Raw genomic sequence first — 16,542 nt, 5'->3', positions numbered from 1 at the left:
CCCGCAAGCACCACGACCTTGCGCAAATCTATCCTTCGTCAAAGCGCAATGTCCCCACAGATTACCGACGACGACGTTGGCAAGTCCGTCGTCAACGCGGACGGTGACGAGGTCGGAATGATCGTCGATGTTCAACACGGTACGGCCCACGTCGAACCGGATCCCGGAATCACAGATTCGATCAAGGCGACGCTCGGTTGGGGCGATAGCGGTGAAGATACGTACCCGCTGCAAGAAGAGGCGATCGGTCGCGTGACCGACGACGAGATCCGCCTCGAGCGAGACCTCTCCGGTGCCAACACGACCGGCGGGACCGGCGATATGAATACCGGAACCGGAACTGGAACGACGGACGGTCGCGGTATCGATCGGGACGAAAACGATATCAGCGGCAGCGATGACGAGGGCGTGATACGGGACGACGACGATGACGACCTCCTCGGCGGCGATGACGACGACGAGCGTCTCGGCAACGACACCACCCGATAACACCGTTCCTCGGATTCCTTCGGATCTTCCGTCCCAGCTGTAAGCCGATTTTCGTTTTTTCGTCCCGTTACTGAAACCGAGTTCGTGGACTCCGATTCACCTCGAGAAACGCCTCGGGCCGCACGTCACCGACGAGTCCGGGTTCGGTTGCCCTCGCTACTCCTCATCGATACCGTGCTCCTCGTCGGCGTCCCCCTCGGGTGCGGCCGATTGCGCGGATCGGTCCGACGAGCGATCCGTTTCGGTCGTCTCATCGGTCTCGTCGGTCAGGTTCGGTTCGCCGCGATCGGGCTCGCGGACCGCGTCCGCTTCGGAACTTCGCGGAGACGGTCGTCCGCGCTGGGCCTGCTGGTCTTGCTGCCCCCGATCCGTCGAGGGGTGCCGTTCGCCCTGTCCCCGCCGGTCGGGATCGATCCGCTGTGAGTACTGGTCTCGCAAGCGGCCCTGGCCGGTCTGCATCGGCGACTGCCGTTGCTGTGCCGACTGTCCGCGTTCCCGGTCGGGGAGTCCCTGTTCGCTATGTTGGTTCGGGCCACCGTGTTGGGCCCGCTCCCGTCCCTGCCGCGTTTCAGCCCCCTGGTGTTGCTGCGTTTCAGTCCGCTGGCGGGGTCCCTGCGTCTGCCGATCTTGCTGCTGTCCCCGTCCGAACTGCCCCGACGAGTGTGCCCGTTGCAACCGATCCGTTTCGCCCGTTCGGGGCCGTCCGCCGGACTGCTGAAACTCGGACTGTCTCGAGTGGCTCGGTTCGGCGGTCATCGGCTGCTGCTGGGGGCCGGTCGCACCGGCCGATTCACCGCCGTACTCCCCCGGCGAGATCCACTCGCCGGTCTGTGGGTACTGTTGGGACTGCTGGGGCTGCTGAGACTGAGACCGGTCGCTCGTCCCCTGCTGACTGACGGTCCGCATCTCGTCTCGTTGAGCCGGTTGCCCTCCCTGTTGCTGGCCCGGCTGCATCCCCTGTTGTCGCCCTGTCGAGGGGCCGGCCGCCTGACCCGTTCCCTGTCGATTCGTCGTTCCCTGCACGCTCGTCGACTGCCCCGTCTGCTGGCTTCCGGCCGACTGGTGCTGCATTCTCTGGGTCGACCGCTGGCTTCCTCGAGCCTGGGGCGACTGGGATTCCATCCGGCCGCCCGTCCCGTGCTGAGCGCGCTCCCGTTGGCCCTGCCGTCCGCGGTCAGTGAACTGCCCGCCCGTCTGCTCTCGCTGGCCCTCCATTTGCTCTCGCTGATTCAGCTGGGGTCGAGACGCGGCCTCGAAGCCCTGTTCCATGACCTGCTCCATCTCGGGCATCACGGCCTCCATTCCCTGCAGGTAGCGCTGCATCATCGACTCCGTGAACTGCTGGCCAGGTGTGTTCTGCAGCATCGATCGCGTCATCTCGAGGCCCTGTTTCTGCGCGGTCTCTTGCCACTCGAGCGCGCTGAGCGTCATGCGGGCCATGTTCCGCTGCAGCTCGATCAGTTGCTCCATCGCCTGCTGGCCCTGGTCCATCGTCGATTCCGCCGTCTGCCGCGTGTCAGCCGACTGCTGGGAGTGATTCTGTCGCATAGTAGTCAGCCGAGGATTCGCGGTCACCGCCGTGATCCTCGGTCACGACTGAGCGCGACCGAGACGCAGATAAAGGGTCGCGTCGGTTCCGTCCGGAACGCGACGTAACCGCTCGTAATCTGGGCGAACGCGAGTAAACTGAACGCGTGCGGGACGGATCTGATGTCGCCGAGCAGTTTCGAGAACGCGCTGTCTGGCGAGTTTTACACCGATACCGACCGAGAGAGGGAAGTAATAGTCACTTGGGACCGACGGTGGACGCCGACCGCGGTCAGGACTCCGATCCACCGCCCGGTTCGCCGTGGGTTACGCCCTCGCGTTCGTCGGCCTGCATCCGCCGCAGGGCCGCTCGTCCGTTACTCGCCTCGTAGCCGAAGAAGACCCCGTTGGCGTACTCCTCGGCGACCTCAGTCGCGTGAATCAGGTTGTCGACATCGACGTTTACCGCGTACAACTCGATATTAAACGGGGTCTCGAGCGCGCTCTGAAATCCCTTCGCGATGGTCTCGAGCCAGTAGGTCGTTCCGTAGGCCGTGTCGTACAGCGGGACGACGAACTCGTCGACGTACTCCTCGACGGCCGCGAGGTCGATGCCGGCGCGCTCGTAGAGGTGGCCTGGGTAGGGGTCGGGATAGAGCGTCATGTAGACCGTCCCGGGGATGTGCTCGACCGCTTCCGCGACGAAGTCGGTGATGACGCTGGCCCGCCACTCCGTGCGGTCATCGTATTCGCTCGCCTCGAACTCCTGCTCGCAGACGCCGCAGTGACAGTACTCCGCGCGGGGGAAGCCGATGTCGTCGAGGCGGACGTCTCCGTTTTCGGCGACGCAGTCGTCGATGATCTCGAACAGGCCCTCTCGGTAGTCCTCGCGGGACGGACAGATATAGGCCCAGTCGAAGTACGCTCGCTCCCGGTCGGCGGGTCGGCCCATGTCGTCGACGGGGAGCAGCGACGGATCGGCGTCGGCGGCGGCGTTGTCGCCGAAACAGGAGACCATGTTCACCCCGTCGGCGATCGGTTCGGCGGACCGGCCGGTCACGTCTTTGACCTCGTAGAAGCCGCGGTCGAACTCCGGCCACCGTACTTCTTCGGCGTTACGGGTGACGACGCCGTACATAACTCGGAGTACGCCGCCATCCCCGTAAGCCGTTCGGAATCGGATCTATTCTTCGGTCGGTTCGTAGTCGACTTCGACGTCCGACGAGCCGCTGAAGGCGACCTTGTAGAGGACGGCGATGACGAACAGGGCGAGTACGACTTTGACGGTACGTGACATGTACACGGAGTAATACGGGCGGCAAATACTTAGATATTCTGGATGGTCTTCTCACCGAGATAATCGGAGCCGAACGCCACGTCGACTCAGACGGTCTGGTGTACCGATGTATCGGCGTACCCGAAGGACGGTCATCGGTGCGCCGGGAACCCGGTACAGCAATCCGTCTCAGGTATCGATCAACGATGCGATCTCGTCGCGAACGATCGTCTCGCAGTACGAACAGCGCACGCCGTCCTCGAGCACCGAAAACCGCGAGGTGACGGGCTCGTCGCCGGTCGTGATACAGCCGGGGTTCGGACAGGAGAGCACGCTCTCGACGACGTCGGGTCGTTCGACGCGGTGTTTCTCCACGACGTCGAAATCCCGGACGATGTTGATCGTCGCGTCGGGCGCGATCAGCGAGAGGACATCGACTTCGTCCTGACTCAGTTCGCGACCTTCGACCTTGACGATGTCCTTGCGCGCGAGGCGATCCGAGGGGACGTTCATCCCGACGGAAACCTCCTCGCCGTTGGTGCCGTCGATACCGAGGATGGCGAGGACGTTCAGCGCCTGGCCCCCGTGCACGTGATCGATAACGGTTCCGTCGCGGATCTTGCTGACCCGCAGCTCGTGATCGTCGTTGCCGTCGTGGTGGTCGTGACCGTTACTCATCGCCGTCACCTCGGATTCCCGCGTCGTCGCTCAACAGGAGATCCAGTAGCGCCATTCGGATCGGAACCCCGTTGTGCGCCTGTTCGAAGTACGCCGCGTGATCGGTTTCGTCTATCTCGGGCGCGATCTCGTCGACCCGGGGCAGCGGATGCATCACGGTCAGATCGTCGCTCGCGGCCTCGAGCGTCTCGGCGTCGATCTGGTACTCGCCGGCGACCTTCTGGTACTCGTTCTCGTCGGGGAAGCGCTCGCGCTGGATCCGCGTGACGTAGAGGACGTCCAGCGAGGGCAGGACCTCCTCGAGGGCGTCGTGCTCTCGAATGCCGGTCCCGTCCTGTTGCTGGTGGAGGTCGTAGACGACCTCCCGCGGTAGCTGGAGGCTCTCCGGGCTGATGAAGTGCTGGCGGGTATCGAAGTTCGTCAGCGCGTAGGCCAGCGAGTGGACGGTCCGACCGTACTTCAGATCGCCCATGATGCCGATGGTCAGGTCGTCGAGCCCGGCGTTCTCCCGGATCGTGTAGAGATCGAGTAGCGTCTGAGACGGGTGGTGACCCGCGCCGTCGCCCGCGTTCACCAGCGGGACGTCGACGAACTCGCTCGCCATCGTCGCCGATCCCTGCTTGGGATGGCGCAGGACGAGCGCGTCGGCGTACCCCTCGATGACGCGGACGGTGTCGGCGAGGGTCTCTCCCTTCGTCACGCTCGAGGACTCGACCGAGCCCATGTCGACGATGTCGCCGCCGAGTCGCTTCATCGCGGTCTCGAAGCTCATCTTCGTCCGCGTGCTCGGCTCGAAGAAGAGCAGGCCGAGCACCGTCCCCGCGTGACGGTCCGCGACGGCCGACGGGTCGGCGTCGATCTCGGCCGCGTAGTCGAGAACGGTCTCGATGTCCGCCCGCGAGAGTTGTTTGCTCGTGATGAGGTGATCGTGGCGCATTCGTTCGTGTAGGCTGTGGCGGTCCCCTTGAATCTCCCCATTCGACATCGTCCCCACCGCGTCGGTTCTCGTCGGACCCCCACCGCGTCGGTCTTCGGCGGGCCATTACTGTGGCGGCGTTCTCCAGATTCCGTTCTACTCAGGTTGTGAGACAGCCACGGCGCTTCGGACCGGACGGCCCCCGAGGGCAAAGAGTTATACAGACACTACAGTAATTGGTCATAATTGTATGGTCGGTCGGCTAGATACTGGAATCGACGTACTCGATCGAAAGCTCGACGGCGGACTCCCGCCGGGATGTCTCGTCGCGTACACCGCCGAGCCGGCCAGTCAGTCCGAACTCCTCCTCTACGAACTCACGGCCGCACGGGGAACCCTGTATCTGTCGACCGAACGCTCCGACGACGCCGTCCGCCACGCTATCGAGTCCTCCCCGTCGTCCGTCGGCAGCCCGACCGTCAGACACGTCACCAGCGACGATCCGCTCGAGGAGGCGACGCGACTGATCGGCGCGCTGCCCGACGGTGCCAACCTCATCATCGACACGATGGACGTCTTGGAGCGGTGTGATCCCGACGAGTACATCGATTTCCTCAACGAGCTCAAGGCCACGATGCTCGAGACGGGAAGCATCGCCGTCTTGCACTGTCTCAAAGGAGACGACGAACCGTCGAACCGATCGCGGACCATCCACGCCGTCGACGCCGTCTTCGATCTCCGAACCATGATCGCCGGCACCGAACTCGAGAACCACCTGACGATCCCGAAGTTCCGCGGCGGGAGCCAGCCGACCGAAGCGATCAAACTCGAGTTGACGGAAGAGGTCGCGATCGACACCAGCCGCGATATCGCGTAAGAGCGCCGCCGTTCCCCCGTTCGCTCACGGTTCTTGCTCGGGCGTCGTAAACGGCGTGATCGCGGCGGTCCGCTCTGTGACCGTCGCCGTTCGCAGGATGTACGCGAACAGCAACGCGAGGGGGAAGACCCCCACTGCGACGGTCACCGGAAAGAGGACGACACGGACCGGTTCGCCGAATGGCGGACCCGCCGCCACGGTCATGACGAACAGCGTGGCGATGGCGGTGCCGACGGCGGGGACGCCCGCGTAGAGCAGGTATCGCGAGAGCCGGGAGAGTTCGACCTGCAGGTACATCGATTTGAAGTACTGACGGGCGATGTCCATCTCCCGCAACCGATCGCGAACGTCGCTGATCGCCTCGTCCACCGTCGCGGGGATGTCCTCCCCGTGCGTTCGCTGGACCGACTCGAGCCGCTGGATCTCGTGTGCGAAATTCGTCTCGAGCATCATCGAGAGCGTGTTGAAGATACCGTCCGCGGACGCCTCGATGTGGGCGTCGATTCGGTCGAACTCGTCGGTGATCTCCGTCGTGATCTCGTCGATCTCGTCTCTGGCGTCCGCCGGCACCGAGCCGACGGACAGCCCACCGAGCCGCTGGGCGTCTCGACGCGTGCTCTCCGCGACGAGCCGAAGAAACCCGGCCGGCTCGGCTGGCGCGGTTCGGTTCGTAACCGCTTCGACCTCCTCGCGGAAGTCGGTCGTCCGCTCGATCTCCGACTCGAGTTGCCCCGGGGTTCGGAGCTCTCGCGAGAGCACCAGCTGATTGATCGAGACGACGACGGTTATCAAGGTGAAGTTCCCCGATATCAGTCCGCTGAAGACGTAGAACAACGGTTGCGTGTCCACCAGCGGTGCAGCGCCGCTGATCGACAACAACAGATACGACGACCCGAGCGCGGCCGAGAGGACGGCAGCGATCGCGAACCGATTACCGGTGAGCAATACCCATTGTATCGGCTGCCCGACGCCGGTTCCCGATTTCGATCCCCCGCGGTCGTCGCTCGTCGCATCGTCCATCGTGGTCGGCCGACCCTACGTTTCCCCGGACGAAAAAGGCGAGACGCGCACGTTCGGGGCTGTCAGTGGCGTGACCTGCAGAATGGATAGCGGCCGCAGACTGCGTTACTCTTCCGCGCCTTCGAGCTCTTCGACGATCTCGTCGGCGTCGACGTCGGCGTCCTCGAGCGCTTCCTCGATGTCGCCGCCGCCCATACCGCCCATGCCGCCCATCATTCCGCCCATGCCCATGCCACCCATACCGTCGATGACTTCCTGGACGATGACGCGGTCGACGCCGACCTTGTCGATGATGTCCTGACCGATCTGCTGTTTGCCCATCATCCACTGCTGGTTCATCGTCATCTGGGGCGTGGCCTCGAGGTAGAGCGTCTCCTTCTCGACGGTTTCGGTCTCGAACTCGGGCTCTGCGGGTTCGTCATCGTCGTCCGCGTCCTCGTCGGGCTCGACGGGAACTTCTTCCTCGACTTCGTCCGTGTCGATCCAGAGTTCGGGCTCCATCCCGAGGTACATCTCGAACAGGCCGGCGGCCTGCTGCTCGCGATCGTCGACCTTCTCGGTGACGGTGTACTCGTACTCGACGTCCTCGCCGGCCAGCGGGTGGTTGAAGTCGACGCGGGCGCGGCCGCCGATGATCGTGCTGATGTAGCCCTGTTCGCCCTCGATCTGGACGTTCGCACCGGGGTAGCGGTCGTCCTCGTCGATCTTCTCGGCGCTGACGGTCTGGACGTCGTCCGGATCGTACTCGCCGAAGGCGTCCTCGGCTGAAACGGTCACGGTGCCGGAGTCGCCGGGTTCGGAGCCGACGATCGCGTCCTCGACGGCCTCGAAGATGTGACCCTCGCCGACGACGATCGTTCGCGGTTTGAACTCCTGGCCCTCCTGGTCGACGCCCTCTTCCTCGGCGACCTCGGGGTCGGTCGTGTCGACCAGCTGTTCGTCTTCGACGGTGTACGCGGTGTACTCGAGTTCGACGAAGTCGCCCTCTTGAAGCCCCTCGGCTTCGTCGGCGGCTTCTTCGACTGCTTCTTCGTCGACGTCATCGGCCTGCTCCTCGAGCTCGGCCTCTTGATCCTCAGTCATACGTTGTACGTCCGGCCGTCTACATTTAAGTACGACGTTTTCGGGCGAGAGCGACCGATACTTACGACCGCCGTCCGTCCCCCCGGCCATGTACGAGGTCGAAGTGAAGGTCCCCGCCGATCTCGAGGCCGTTCGCGACCGTCTCGAGGCCCTCGAGGCGACGCCTCGCGGTGCCGTCGTCCAGGTCGACACCTACTACGACGCGCCCCACCGCGAGTTCGCCGAGACCGACGAGGCGTTGCGTATTCGCTCGGAACGACCCGAAGATGCGCCCGATGAAACCCGCGTCACCTACAAGGGGCCGCTCGTCGACGACGAGTCCAAGACCCGCAAAGAGGTTGAGACGAGCGTCGCGGACCGCGAGACGATGGACGCGATCCTATCGAACCTCGGCTTCGAACCCGCCGCGACCGTTCGCAAGGGCCGAGAGCGCTTCGTGCTCGAGGGCTACACCGTCACCCTCGATTCGGTCGACGGCATCGGCGAGTACGTTGAGGTCGAGACCGACGTCGGAGAGGAGACCGAACTCGAGGCGGCTCTCGAGGGCGCATACGACGTGCTCGAGCGACTGGGTCTCGATCCCGACGACCAGCTCAGAACCTCGTATCTCGGGCTGTTGCTCGAGTCCGAAGAAACTGGCAGTTGACAGCAACATAACCCGCAAGCATTTTCTGGGCCGTATCTGTTTCCGCAAGTTATACGAACTCGGTCCGTCAACTCCCGTCAATGAGTAAGCGGAACATCCGGATCGAGTCTATCGAGCGGCAAGCGGTCGAAGACCAGGAAGTCGAAATCGTCGAACGAAAGGGAATCGGACACCCTGACTCCATCTGCGACGGGATCGCCGAGAGCGTCGCGGGGGCGCTCGCACGCGAGTATCTCGACCGAGTCGGCGAAGTGCTTCACTTCAACACCGACGAGACGCAACTCGTCGCCGGCGAGGCGGCACCGGCCTTCGGCGGCGGCGAAGTCGTCGACCCCATCTACCTGCTGATCGTCGGCCGCGCGACCAAACACTACGAGGGTCAGACGATCCCCGCCGAGACCATCGCGCTGCGGGCCGCCCGCGAGTACCTCGAGGAGAACATCCCCCAGCTGACCGTCGGCGAGGACGTCGTCGTGGACGTGAAACTCGGCGAGGGTAGCGGCGACTTACAGGAGGTCTTCGGCGAGGACGAAGTGAGCGTCCCGATGGCCAACGACACGAGTTTCGGCGTCGGCCACGCGCCGCTGACCGAGACGGAGGAGATCGTCCTCGAGGCCGAGCGACGACTGAACGGCGAGTACGCGGCGGAGAATCCGGCGCTCGGTCCGGACGTGAAGATCATGGGCAAGCGCGAGGGCGAGGAGATCGACGTCACCGTCGCCGCGGCGATGGTCGACGAGTACATCCCGAACATGGACGGCTACATCGAGGCCGTCGAGTCCGTCCGGGAGTTCGTCGACGGTGTCGCGCGCGAGCATACGGACCGCGCGGTCAACGTCCACGTCAATACGGCCGACGACTACGAGGAGGGCTCGATTTACCTCACCGTCACCGGCACCTCCGCCGAGCAGGGTGACGACGGCTCCGTCGGTCGGGGCAATCGCGCGAACGGACTCATCACGCCCAACCGCTCGATGTCGATGGAAGCGACCAGCGGGAAGAACCCGGTCAACCACATCGGGAAGATCTACAACCTGCTCTCGACGCAGATCGCCGAGGAGGTCGTGGGTGACGTGGACGGGATCCGCGACCTGCGCGTGCGCCTCCTCTCCCAGATCGGCCGCCCCATCGACCAGCCACACGTCGCCGACGTGCACGTCGTCACCGACGACGGCGTCGCGATCTCGGACGTCGAGGCCGATGTCGAAGCGATCGTCGACCGCGAACTCGCCGACGTCACCGGGATCACCCGCAGCGTGATCGAGGGCGAGCTCTCGACGTTCTAACCGGCCGCAGCGTTTCTTTCTCGAACCGGAATCCGTGGAAGTCAGCGAGTGGAACCGGCATCACACGTGTGCCGTCGGAATAGTCAAGAACGGGGCAATCGTACGGCGTTACGAATCGAAACACGCAGTGACCGCCCGTGTCCGACTCGAGTTCGAAATCGACCGAACGCCCCGTCGTCTACGCCGTCGTCGCGAGCACCTTCTTCGTCGGCTTCGGTGGCGGCGTCGTCTTCCCCATCCTGCCGAATCTCGGCGAGGTACTGGGAATTTCGGCGTTCATGGTGGGCGTCATCCTCTCGGCGAACCGCTGGACCCGGCTGGTCGCGAACGGACCCGCGGGCGTCCTCGTCGATCGGATCGGGACCCGGAAACCGTTCGTCGCCGGGTTAGCGATCGAGGGGCTCGCGACGTTCGGCTACGTGATCGCGATCGAATCCGCGATGCCGGAGCTCTGGTTCGTCGTCGCGCGAGTCACGTGGGGGATCGGCAGTTCGCTCGTGTTCGCGACGGCCTACACCATCACCGCCGATGTCAGCGAGGCCAGTTCGCGGGGAACGAGCATGGGTATCGTCCGAGCCGGGATCACCTTCGGCTTCCCCGCCGGGATGGTGCTCGGCGGGATCGTCAGCGAAGTCTACAGCAACGTCGCTGCGTTCGTCCTCGCGGCCTCCTTCGCCGGCCTCGCGAGTATTATCGCCTACTTCATCGTCCCCGAGACGCACGTCGAGTCGGTCGACTCGTCGATCAGCCCCTGGGACTTCGAGACGACCCTGCCCGCGCTCACCGTCGGCCTGGTCAACTTCGGGCTCTACTTCGCGTACATCGGCGTCCTCTTCTCGACGCTCGTCCTCTACCTCGAGGTCGAGTCGCTGACGCTCTCGCTCGAGTTCGCGGGCTACGGCATCGACTACGGCGAACAGGGGACGTCCGGACTGTTGATGGCTGTTTCCGCCCTCTCGGGAGCCGTCTTCACTATTTCGGGCGGGAAGATCAGCGACGCCGTCGGCGCTCGCATGCCCGTCCTGCTCGCCTTCCTCGCGACCAGTTGCGCCGGGTTCGTCGTGCTCACGGTCGCACCCTCGTTCGGAGCCGTCATCCTCGCCTGCGGGTTGATCGGCGCGGGCCAGGGCGGCGTCGGCGGCCCGTTGACTGCACTCCTCGCGGATCTGACGCCCGAGGAGCGGATGGGTCGAGCGATGGGGACCAACAACATCTTTGGCGACGTTGGCGGGGGACTCGGCCCGCTGATTTCCCTGCCCTTCGCCAATGCGGTCGGCTACGATGTGCTGTACGCGCTCAGTGCGATCGTTCCGCTGCTGGCCGGGGCGGTTCTCGTCGCCGGGATATACAGCTACACGGGGAGCCTGAGTCCGACGGTCGAGGAATCCGCCATCTGACCCGCCCTCCGAAGCGGTTCGAGACCGATTCGCCCCTCGTAACCCCCTTATAGCCGCGGCCGACTAGCACAGTCCATGCACCCGCCGGGAGCCGACACCGTCCTCGTCCGTCACGGGGACGTCAACACCAAGAGCAACAGGGTCAAGCGGTACATGGAGGGGCTCCTCGCGGAGAACCTCGAGGCGCTCCTCGCCGACCGATCGGTTCCCGGCGAGGTCGAGCGCCGGTGGAACCGGCCGCTGATTCACACGAGCGAGGACGCCGTCGAGGCGGCGACCGCAGCCGCGGCGGACACTTTCGGCGTCGTCTCCGCGAGTCCCGCCCTGACCGTCAGCATCGAGAAGGCGCGGATCCTCGAGGCCGTAGAGGAGACCGCTCGCGAGCACTACGACGGCGGGACGTTCGCGGTCGACGCGCGCCGGTCGGACAAGACGCTCCCCTACGACAGCGAGGAGCTGGCCCGCGAGGCCGGCACCGCTATCTGGGAGACCGTCGCGGACGAGTTCGAGCCCGAAGTCGACCTCGACGATCCGGATCTCACGTTCGGCGTCGAGGTGCGCGAGGACGTGGCGTTCATCTACCTCGAGCAGGTCGACGGCCCCGGCGGCCTCCCGCTCGGCTCGCAGGAGCCGGTCATCGCGCTGGTCAGCGGCGGCATCGACTCGCCCGTCGCGGCCTACGAGATGATGAAACGCGGGAGCCCGGTTATCCCGGCCTACGTCGACCTCGGCGACTACGGCGGGATCGACCACGAGGCGCGCGCGCTCGAGACGGTCCGGATCCTCTCCGAGTACGCGCCGAACTTCGGCATGCAGGTCTACGAGATTCCCGGCGGCGAGACCGTCGATCTCCTCGTCAGCGAGATGGAGCAGGGCCGAATGCTCTCCCTGCGGCGCTTTTTCTACCGCGCCGCCGAAACGCTGGCCGAGCGCGTCGACGCGGACGGCATCGTCACCGGCGAGGCCGCCGGCCAGAAGTCCAGCCAGACCGTTCGAAACCTCGGCGTCACCAGTCGCACGACCAGACTGCCGATCCACCGTCCCCTCCTCACCCGCGACAAACAGTATATCGTCGCTCAGGCCCGCGAAATCGGGACCTACACCGATTCGACCATGGACGCGGGCTGTAACCGAGTCACTCCCGATCAGGTCGAGACCAACGCCCGCCTCGAGCCGCTGCTCGCGGCGGAGCCGGACGACTTGCTCGAGCGCGCCGAGGAAGCGGCGAAGAACGCGGATCTGGTCGAGCCCTGATGCTTCGAATACGTTGCTTTCCCGTCGCTCGTAGACCGCTTGGCTTACCACCGCTGGGTGGGACTGAAAGGGGCTGGGCGGGTCGAGGAAGGACGGCGATGCAAGGACCGCAGGGAGCGAGGGACGAGCGACCGAGGACCACAGCGAGCCGCCCGACTCGAGCCGTCCAGGGGCTTTCATCACAGTTGTGGTCCCATGGAAAGCTGTGTATCTGAGAGAATACGCTCCACTGGAATTCACATCTAGAAGCCGAAACCGACATTACACCGTCGCACCCACCACAATACAGTGACCCGCGTCTGTCTCGTCGGCAAAGACGGGAGCAATCTCCAGTACGAACTGCTCTCCCGGGAGACGTCCCGCGAGGCTCTCGCGACGTACAACCTCGAGCGGCCGTTCGAGAACTCGCTCGCCGTTCGGACGGTTAGCGTCGGGGCTGCCGTCTCGTTGTTGAACGACCTCAACTGGTATCTCACGCGATTCGTGGACGAGGCGCTTGTCCAGGAACCCAGTATCAGCGACGCGGAGTGGCTCTCGCGACCGCTGGCTGAACGGCTCCGAAACGGCGAAACCGAGCCGGTGGAAACGGCCGAGTTCTGCAAGATCTACGGTCTCGAGCGGATCGGCGCGGGGACCGAGCCGGACGACGGTAGTGCTACCGAGCCAACGGGGTCGAGTCCCGAGACCGACCGTGATTCGACCGCTACGACCGACGCGACGGGCGGAGACGAGAGTGAGGTGACGGACGACCCCGCCTCGGGCGAAGCCGAGCGAGCGAGGTCCACCGAGCCGACCCATCGCCTCGTCGAACCGCTGTACGTGCGCCGGACCGGCGGCGAACTCCCCGAGTACGATCTCCGAGACGTCGAAGACACCCTCGCCGTCCGCCTGACCGAAGCCGAATACTCTCCGTGATCGGGTTCTCGAATTGTCACGAACCGTCAGCAGTAGATAGTAGTGCGGCATATTCACACAGAGTTATCTATGAAATTTTCATTCAGTGCAGGCGAAGTAATTACCGGAGCGTCTATCGAACCCTACAGACTCTGCCAAAAGTTCCCTGCTAAACAGGAAACTCGAAACCGAACTTGCTGACTACCAATGCTACTATAGCACTCAGACCCTTTTACAGTCCTCAGTAATCTAGTCAAAATTCGCACCTTCGGAGTGGAGTGGATCGACAGGTACCGAAGTATACTCAGCGCGTTGAATTACCAACAATCCCACTGAATCTTCTAGAGTCCAGATGAATTTCGGCCCCTATCGACTCCTCCCGTTCCTCGCGGACTACTGCTACTTGCCGCCGACGCTGTTGAGCGCGCTGTTCAACTCGAAGAGTTCGCGGACGACGGTACTGTCCGCAACCCGGTACCGACGCGGAGACGTGTCCGGAACCTCCTCGATGAGTTCGACCTCAAGTAGGATGTCAGTGTAATTGCCGACGGTCTGGCGCGTGACGCCAGCGTGCTCTGCGAATTCGGTTTTGTTGAACTCGCGGTTCGGCGGAAGATCGAGCAACGCGTCTACAAGGATCGGGATAGCGTCGTGCTGAGTGAGGTAGAGCCACCCACTGGGGTGCTCCTTCCGGAGTTCCTTCTTCTCTCCCCGATCAGCCGCGTACTCCATACTACCCATACAGAGAAACACTGCCAGAGCGTTTATAAGTATTTCCACTAGCGTTAACCCCGATTAACTGGATTTATATGAACGTGGTTTCATCCACCGATATGGAGAAGCCGTCGGTGAAATGCGCCCTCTTGGCGACGATGATAGCAAAACACAAGTGGGGCACACCGATCACAGAGGAAGCTCTCCTCAATCTCTCAGCAATCGATGGCGACTACCCGACTGCGCGTGATGTCTACGCCGACCTTCGCAGCGAGCCCTACATTACCTACCGCGGGAACCGCGGTATCGAACTCAACAAGAGTAACTTCGACAAACTCGCCGACGTCCTCTACCACGAATGCAGCTGGGAGTCTTGGGAGATCGACAGTCGCCTGAAGCATTACGAGGGCATCGAGGATCACGACTGGGTATGATTACGAGTCTGCGCTATAGTAGCCACTGAAACGATTTACACACTGATCGCAACGCAATCGTGCGATCAGGTGTGCATTGACTTTCAGTGACTACTATAGATTACCGAGGACTGTTCACCTACTGTTGCCGGGTTAGCTATCGCTACCGCTGCCCGATGCCGAATCGACGCTCGTGCTCTCGGATGCTGATGCACTGTCGCTGGCCATCGAGACGCTCGAGGTACTGCCGTCGTGACCGACGATGGTCGCCGAGATGGTCGTCAGCGGTTCCGTCTCGAACGTCACCCGAACCAGGCGGCCGACGGTCGCGATCGACTGGGCACAGACCTCGTCCTCGGCCGACGTGTCCCGAACCGCCGCCTCGAGGACGAGTTCGTCGGTACCGTCGTCGTCACCTCCCCCCTCGCTTTCGTCGTCGCCGTCGGTACCGGTGTCGTCCTCACCGTCGCTTTCGACGACGTCGATGGACTCGAGGTCTATCTCGTAACACGGAGTGGGCGTAGTAGACTCGAGCGAGACGAGGATTGATGTCTCGAAATCGGTCTCGTCGACGAACTCGTCGAGCGACTCGGTGTCGGACGGGGATCGTTCCTCGAGCCAGTTCGCAGCGTCGTCGGCGTCCCGGAGGAGCCCCACGTCGGACTCCGTCGACGACGAACCGTACTGATAGGCTAGCGTCCGGTAACCGGCCACTCCGTTCGGGAGATCCTCGATGTCTCCGTCCTCGCCGACCGACTTTGGGTCGCTCTCGTTACTGTCAGGGGCCGGCGAGCCTTCATCGGCATCGTCCCGGTCATCATCGTCGTCGGTCGGACTTCCGGTGCCGTCGGCGATACAGCCAGCCGAGAGACCGATCAGCGTCGCAGTGCTACCTAACAATGTCCGTCTGGAGGGACGTGTCATCGTAACTGACCGTACGAACGGGGAGGTAAAGGCGGTTCGGCTAGGTGAAAGGACTCTTTTCGTTAGATACGATTCCTCGAGCGCCTCGCTCGCTCCCCGCTCAGTCGAAGAGGCCGGTCGAGAGATACCGTTCGCCGCTGTCCCAGAAGACGGTGACGACCAGCGGGCAGTCCTCGGCCGCCTGACCGCCGTCGGTTTCCGGCGATGCCGCCTCGCTCGCCTCGTCGAACGCGGTCGGCACCTCGGGACAGTCGACGCTGGGATCGGCGATCTCTCGAGCGACGCGCTGGGAGGCGAGACTCGTCGCACCGCTGGACTGGCCCACGAGGACGCCCTCTTCGCGCGCGAGGCGACGACACTCGTCCTCGGCGTCCTCGAGTTTGACGGTCTCGACCCGGTCGAGCAGGTCGAGGTCGAGGTTGTCACTGATGAACCCGGGCCCCATGCCCTGGAACTCGTCTTTGCCGGCCTCGCCCGTCGAGAGGACGGCGTTTCTGGCCGGCTCGACGGCGACGATATCCATCTCGGGGAACGCCTCACGGAGTCGGCGGCCGGTGCCCGAGATCGTGCCGCCGGTGCCGACGCCGGCCACGAAGGCGTCGATCTCGCGGTCGCCGACCTGCTCGATGATCTCCTCGCCGGTCGTCTTGTAGTGCGCATCGGGGTTGGCCGGGTTCTCGAACTGGCCGAGTTGAATCGCGCCCTCGGCCTCGAGTTCGTCGGCGCGAGCGCGGGCGTCGGCCATTTCGCCGTCGACCAGTTCGAGGTCGGCCCCGTAGGCGGCCATGATCTGCCGGCGTTCCTTCGACTTGTCCGACGGCATGACGATCGTCAGGTCGTAGCCGCGGGCGGCGGCGACGAGCGCGAGGCCGATCCCGGTGTTGCCGCTGGTCGGTTCGACGAGCGAGTCGCCGGGTTCGATCAGGCCGTCGCGCTCGGCTGCCCGGATCATCTCGCGGGCCGGCCGGTCCTTGGCCGAGCCGCCGGGGTTGAACGATTCGATCTTCGCGGCGACCGTCACGCCCTCCGGCGAATCGACCTGGACGAGCGGCGAGCCGATGGTGTCCAGGATACTCCCTTTCATTGGCACGGTCTATGGAATCGAGACGTATACTGTTTGCTGTAACGAGTTACACGGATTCGCCAGC

General features: G+C 64.0%; 17 protein-coding genes. 8 read left to right on the top strand and 9 right to left on the bottom strand.

The features are described 5' to 3' along the window. Nucleotides 1-48: 48 nt before the first annotated feature. A complete protein-coding gene (locus CP556_RS00625; RefSeq protein ID WP_098723847.1) occupies nt 49-489 on the top strand; it encodes a hypothetical protein in 441 nt (146 codons plus the stop codon). A gap of 156 nt (nt 490-645) precedes the next feature. On the opposite strand, the gene CP556_RS00620 is transcribed toward CP556_RS00625, so the two are convergent. The 4 genes from CP556_RS00620 to pyrB form a co-directional block, all read right to left on the bottom strand. Continuing rightward, nucleotides 646-2,037: a hypothetical protein gene (locus tag CP556_RS00620; RefSeq protein WP_141551608.1), complete on the bottom strand. Its 1,392-nt coding sequence runs from the start codon at nt 2,035-2,037 to the stop codon at nt 646-648. 271 nt (nt 2,038-2,308) lie between these two features. Beyond that, a complete protein-coding gene (locus CP556_RS00615) occupies nt 2,309-3,154 on the bottom strand; it encodes a hypothetical protein (RefSeq protein ID WP_098723845.1) in 846 nt (281 codons plus the stop codon). A gap of 327 nt (nt 3,155-3,481) precedes the next feature. Then, on the bottom strand, nt 3,482-3,970 hold the full coding sequence (gene pyrI / locus CP556_RS00610) for an aspartate carbamoyltransferase regulatory subunit (protein WP_098727230.1): 489 nt from the start codon (nt 3,968-3,970) through the stop codon (nt 3,482-3,484). Beyond that, complete coding sequence (pyrB, locus tag CP556_RS00605; RefSeq protein ID WP_098723844.1) at nt 3,963-4,907, bottom strand: aspartate carbamoyltransferase; 945 nt, start codon at nt 4,905-4,907, stop codon at nt 3,963-3,965. Before pyrB ends, pyrI begins: the two co-directional genes overlap by 8 nt. Before the next feature lie 229 nt (nt 4,908-5,136). Between pyrB and CP556_RS00600 the strand changes: the two genes are divergently transcribed. After that, the gene (locus CP556_RS00600; RefSeq protein WP_098723843.1) at nt 5,137-5,763 is read left to right on the top strand and encodes an RAD55 family ATPase; all 627 of its coding nucleotides are present in this window, start codon (nt 5,137-5,139) and stop codon (nt 5,761-5,763) included. A gap of 24 nt (nt 5,764-5,787) precedes the next feature. Here the strand turns inward: CP556_RS00600 and CP556_RS00595 are convergent, their stop codons facing one another. Together CP556_RS00595 and CP556_RS00590 are read right to left on the bottom strand one after the other, a co-directional pair. After that, nucleotides 5,788-6,783, bottom strand: coding sequence for a DUF7972 family membrane protein (locus CP556_RS00595; protein ID WP_098723842.1), 996 nt, complete (start codon nt 6,781-6,783; stop codon nt 5,788-5,790). A gap of 105 nt (nt 6,784-6,888) precedes the next feature. Next, nucleotides 6,889-7,866, bottom strand: coding sequence for an FKBP-type peptidyl-prolyl cis-trans isomerase (locus CP556_RS00590; protein WP_098723841.1), 978 nt, complete (start codon nt 7,864-7,866; stop codon nt 6,889-6,891). A gap of 88 nt (nt 7,867-7,954) precedes the next feature. Between CP556_RS00590 and cyaB the strand changes: the two genes are divergently transcribed. From cyaB to CP556_RS00565, 5 genes are all read left to right on the top strand, one after another. Next, nucleotides 7,955-8,512, top strand: coding sequence for a class IV adenylate cyclase (gene cyaB / locus CP556_RS00585; RefSeq protein ID WP_098723840.1), 558 nt, complete (start codon nt 7,955-7,957; stop codon nt 8,510-8,512). Between the two features lie 80 nt (nt 8,513-8,592). Then, complete coding sequence (locus CP556_RS00580; protein WP_098723839.1) at nt 8,593-9,798, top strand: methionine adenosyltransferase; 1,206 nt, start codon at nt 8,593-8,595, stop codon at nt 9,796-9,798. 137 nt (nt 9,799-9,935) lie between these two features. Further along, nucleotides 9,936-11,195: an MFS transporter gene (locus tag CP556_RS00575; protein ID WP_098723838.1), complete on the top strand. Its 1,260-nt coding sequence runs from the start codon at nt 9,936-9,938 to the stop codon at nt 11,193-11,195. A 75-nt stretch (nt 11,196-11,270) separates the two neighbouring features. Then, entirely contained in the window at nt 11,271-12,449 is a 1,179-nt protein-coding gene (locus CP556_RS00570) for a tRNA sulfurtransferase (RefSeq protein ID WP_098723837.1), read from the top strand. A gap of 288 nt (nt 12,450-12,737) precedes the next feature. Beyond that, entirely contained in the window at nt 12,738-13,364 is a 627-nt protein-coding gene (locus CP556_RS00565; protein ID WP_098723836.1) for a DUF5804 family protein, read from the top strand. A 378-nt stretch (nt 13,365-13,742) separates the two neighbouring features. Here CP556_RS00565 and CP556_RS00560 read toward each other — a convergent pair whose 3' ends face one another. Further along, entirely contained in the window at nt 13,743-14,084 is a 342-nt protein-coding gene (locus CP556_RS00560) for a helix-turn-helix domain-containing protein (RefSeq protein WP_176548078.1), read from the bottom strand. Nucleotides 14,085-14,176: 92 nt separating this feature from the next. Here CP556_RS00560 and CP556_RS00555 point away from each other — a divergent pair, with 92 nt between their 5' ends. After that, complete coding sequence (locus tag CP556_RS00555; protein WP_098723834.1) at nt 14,177-14,491, top strand: hypothetical protein; 315 nt, start codon at nt 14,177-14,179, stop codon at nt 14,489-14,491. Between the two features lie 132 nt (nt 14,492-14,623). On the opposite strand, the gene CP556_RS00550 is transcribed toward CP556_RS00555, so the two are convergent. Together CP556_RS00550 and CP556_RS00545 are read right to left on the bottom strand one after the other, a co-directional pair. Further along, nucleotides 14,624-15,394 carry a hypothetical protein gene (locus tag CP556_RS00550; RefSeq protein ID WP_098723833.1) on the bottom strand — a complete coding sequence of 257 codons (771 nt, stop codon included), beginning with the start codon at nt 15,392-15,394 and terminating at the stop codon, nt 14,624-14,626. A 100-nt stretch (nt 15,395-15,494) separates the two neighbouring features. After that, nucleotides 15,495-16,478, bottom strand: coding sequence for a PLP-dependent cysteine synthase family protein (locus CP556_RS00545; RefSeq protein WP_098723832.1), 984 nt, complete (start codon nt 16,476-16,478; stop codon nt 15,495-15,497). Nucleotides 16,479-16,542: the final 64 nt, after the last annotated feature.

The organism is Natrinema sp. CBA1119, assembly GCF_002572525.1.
Classification (GTDB): domain Archaea; phylum Halobacteriota; class Halobacteria; order Halobacteriales; family Natrialbaceae; genus Natrinema.
The sequence above is the reverse complement of the archived record's forward strand: the minus strand, read 5'-3'. Positions and strand labels throughout refer to the sequence as shown.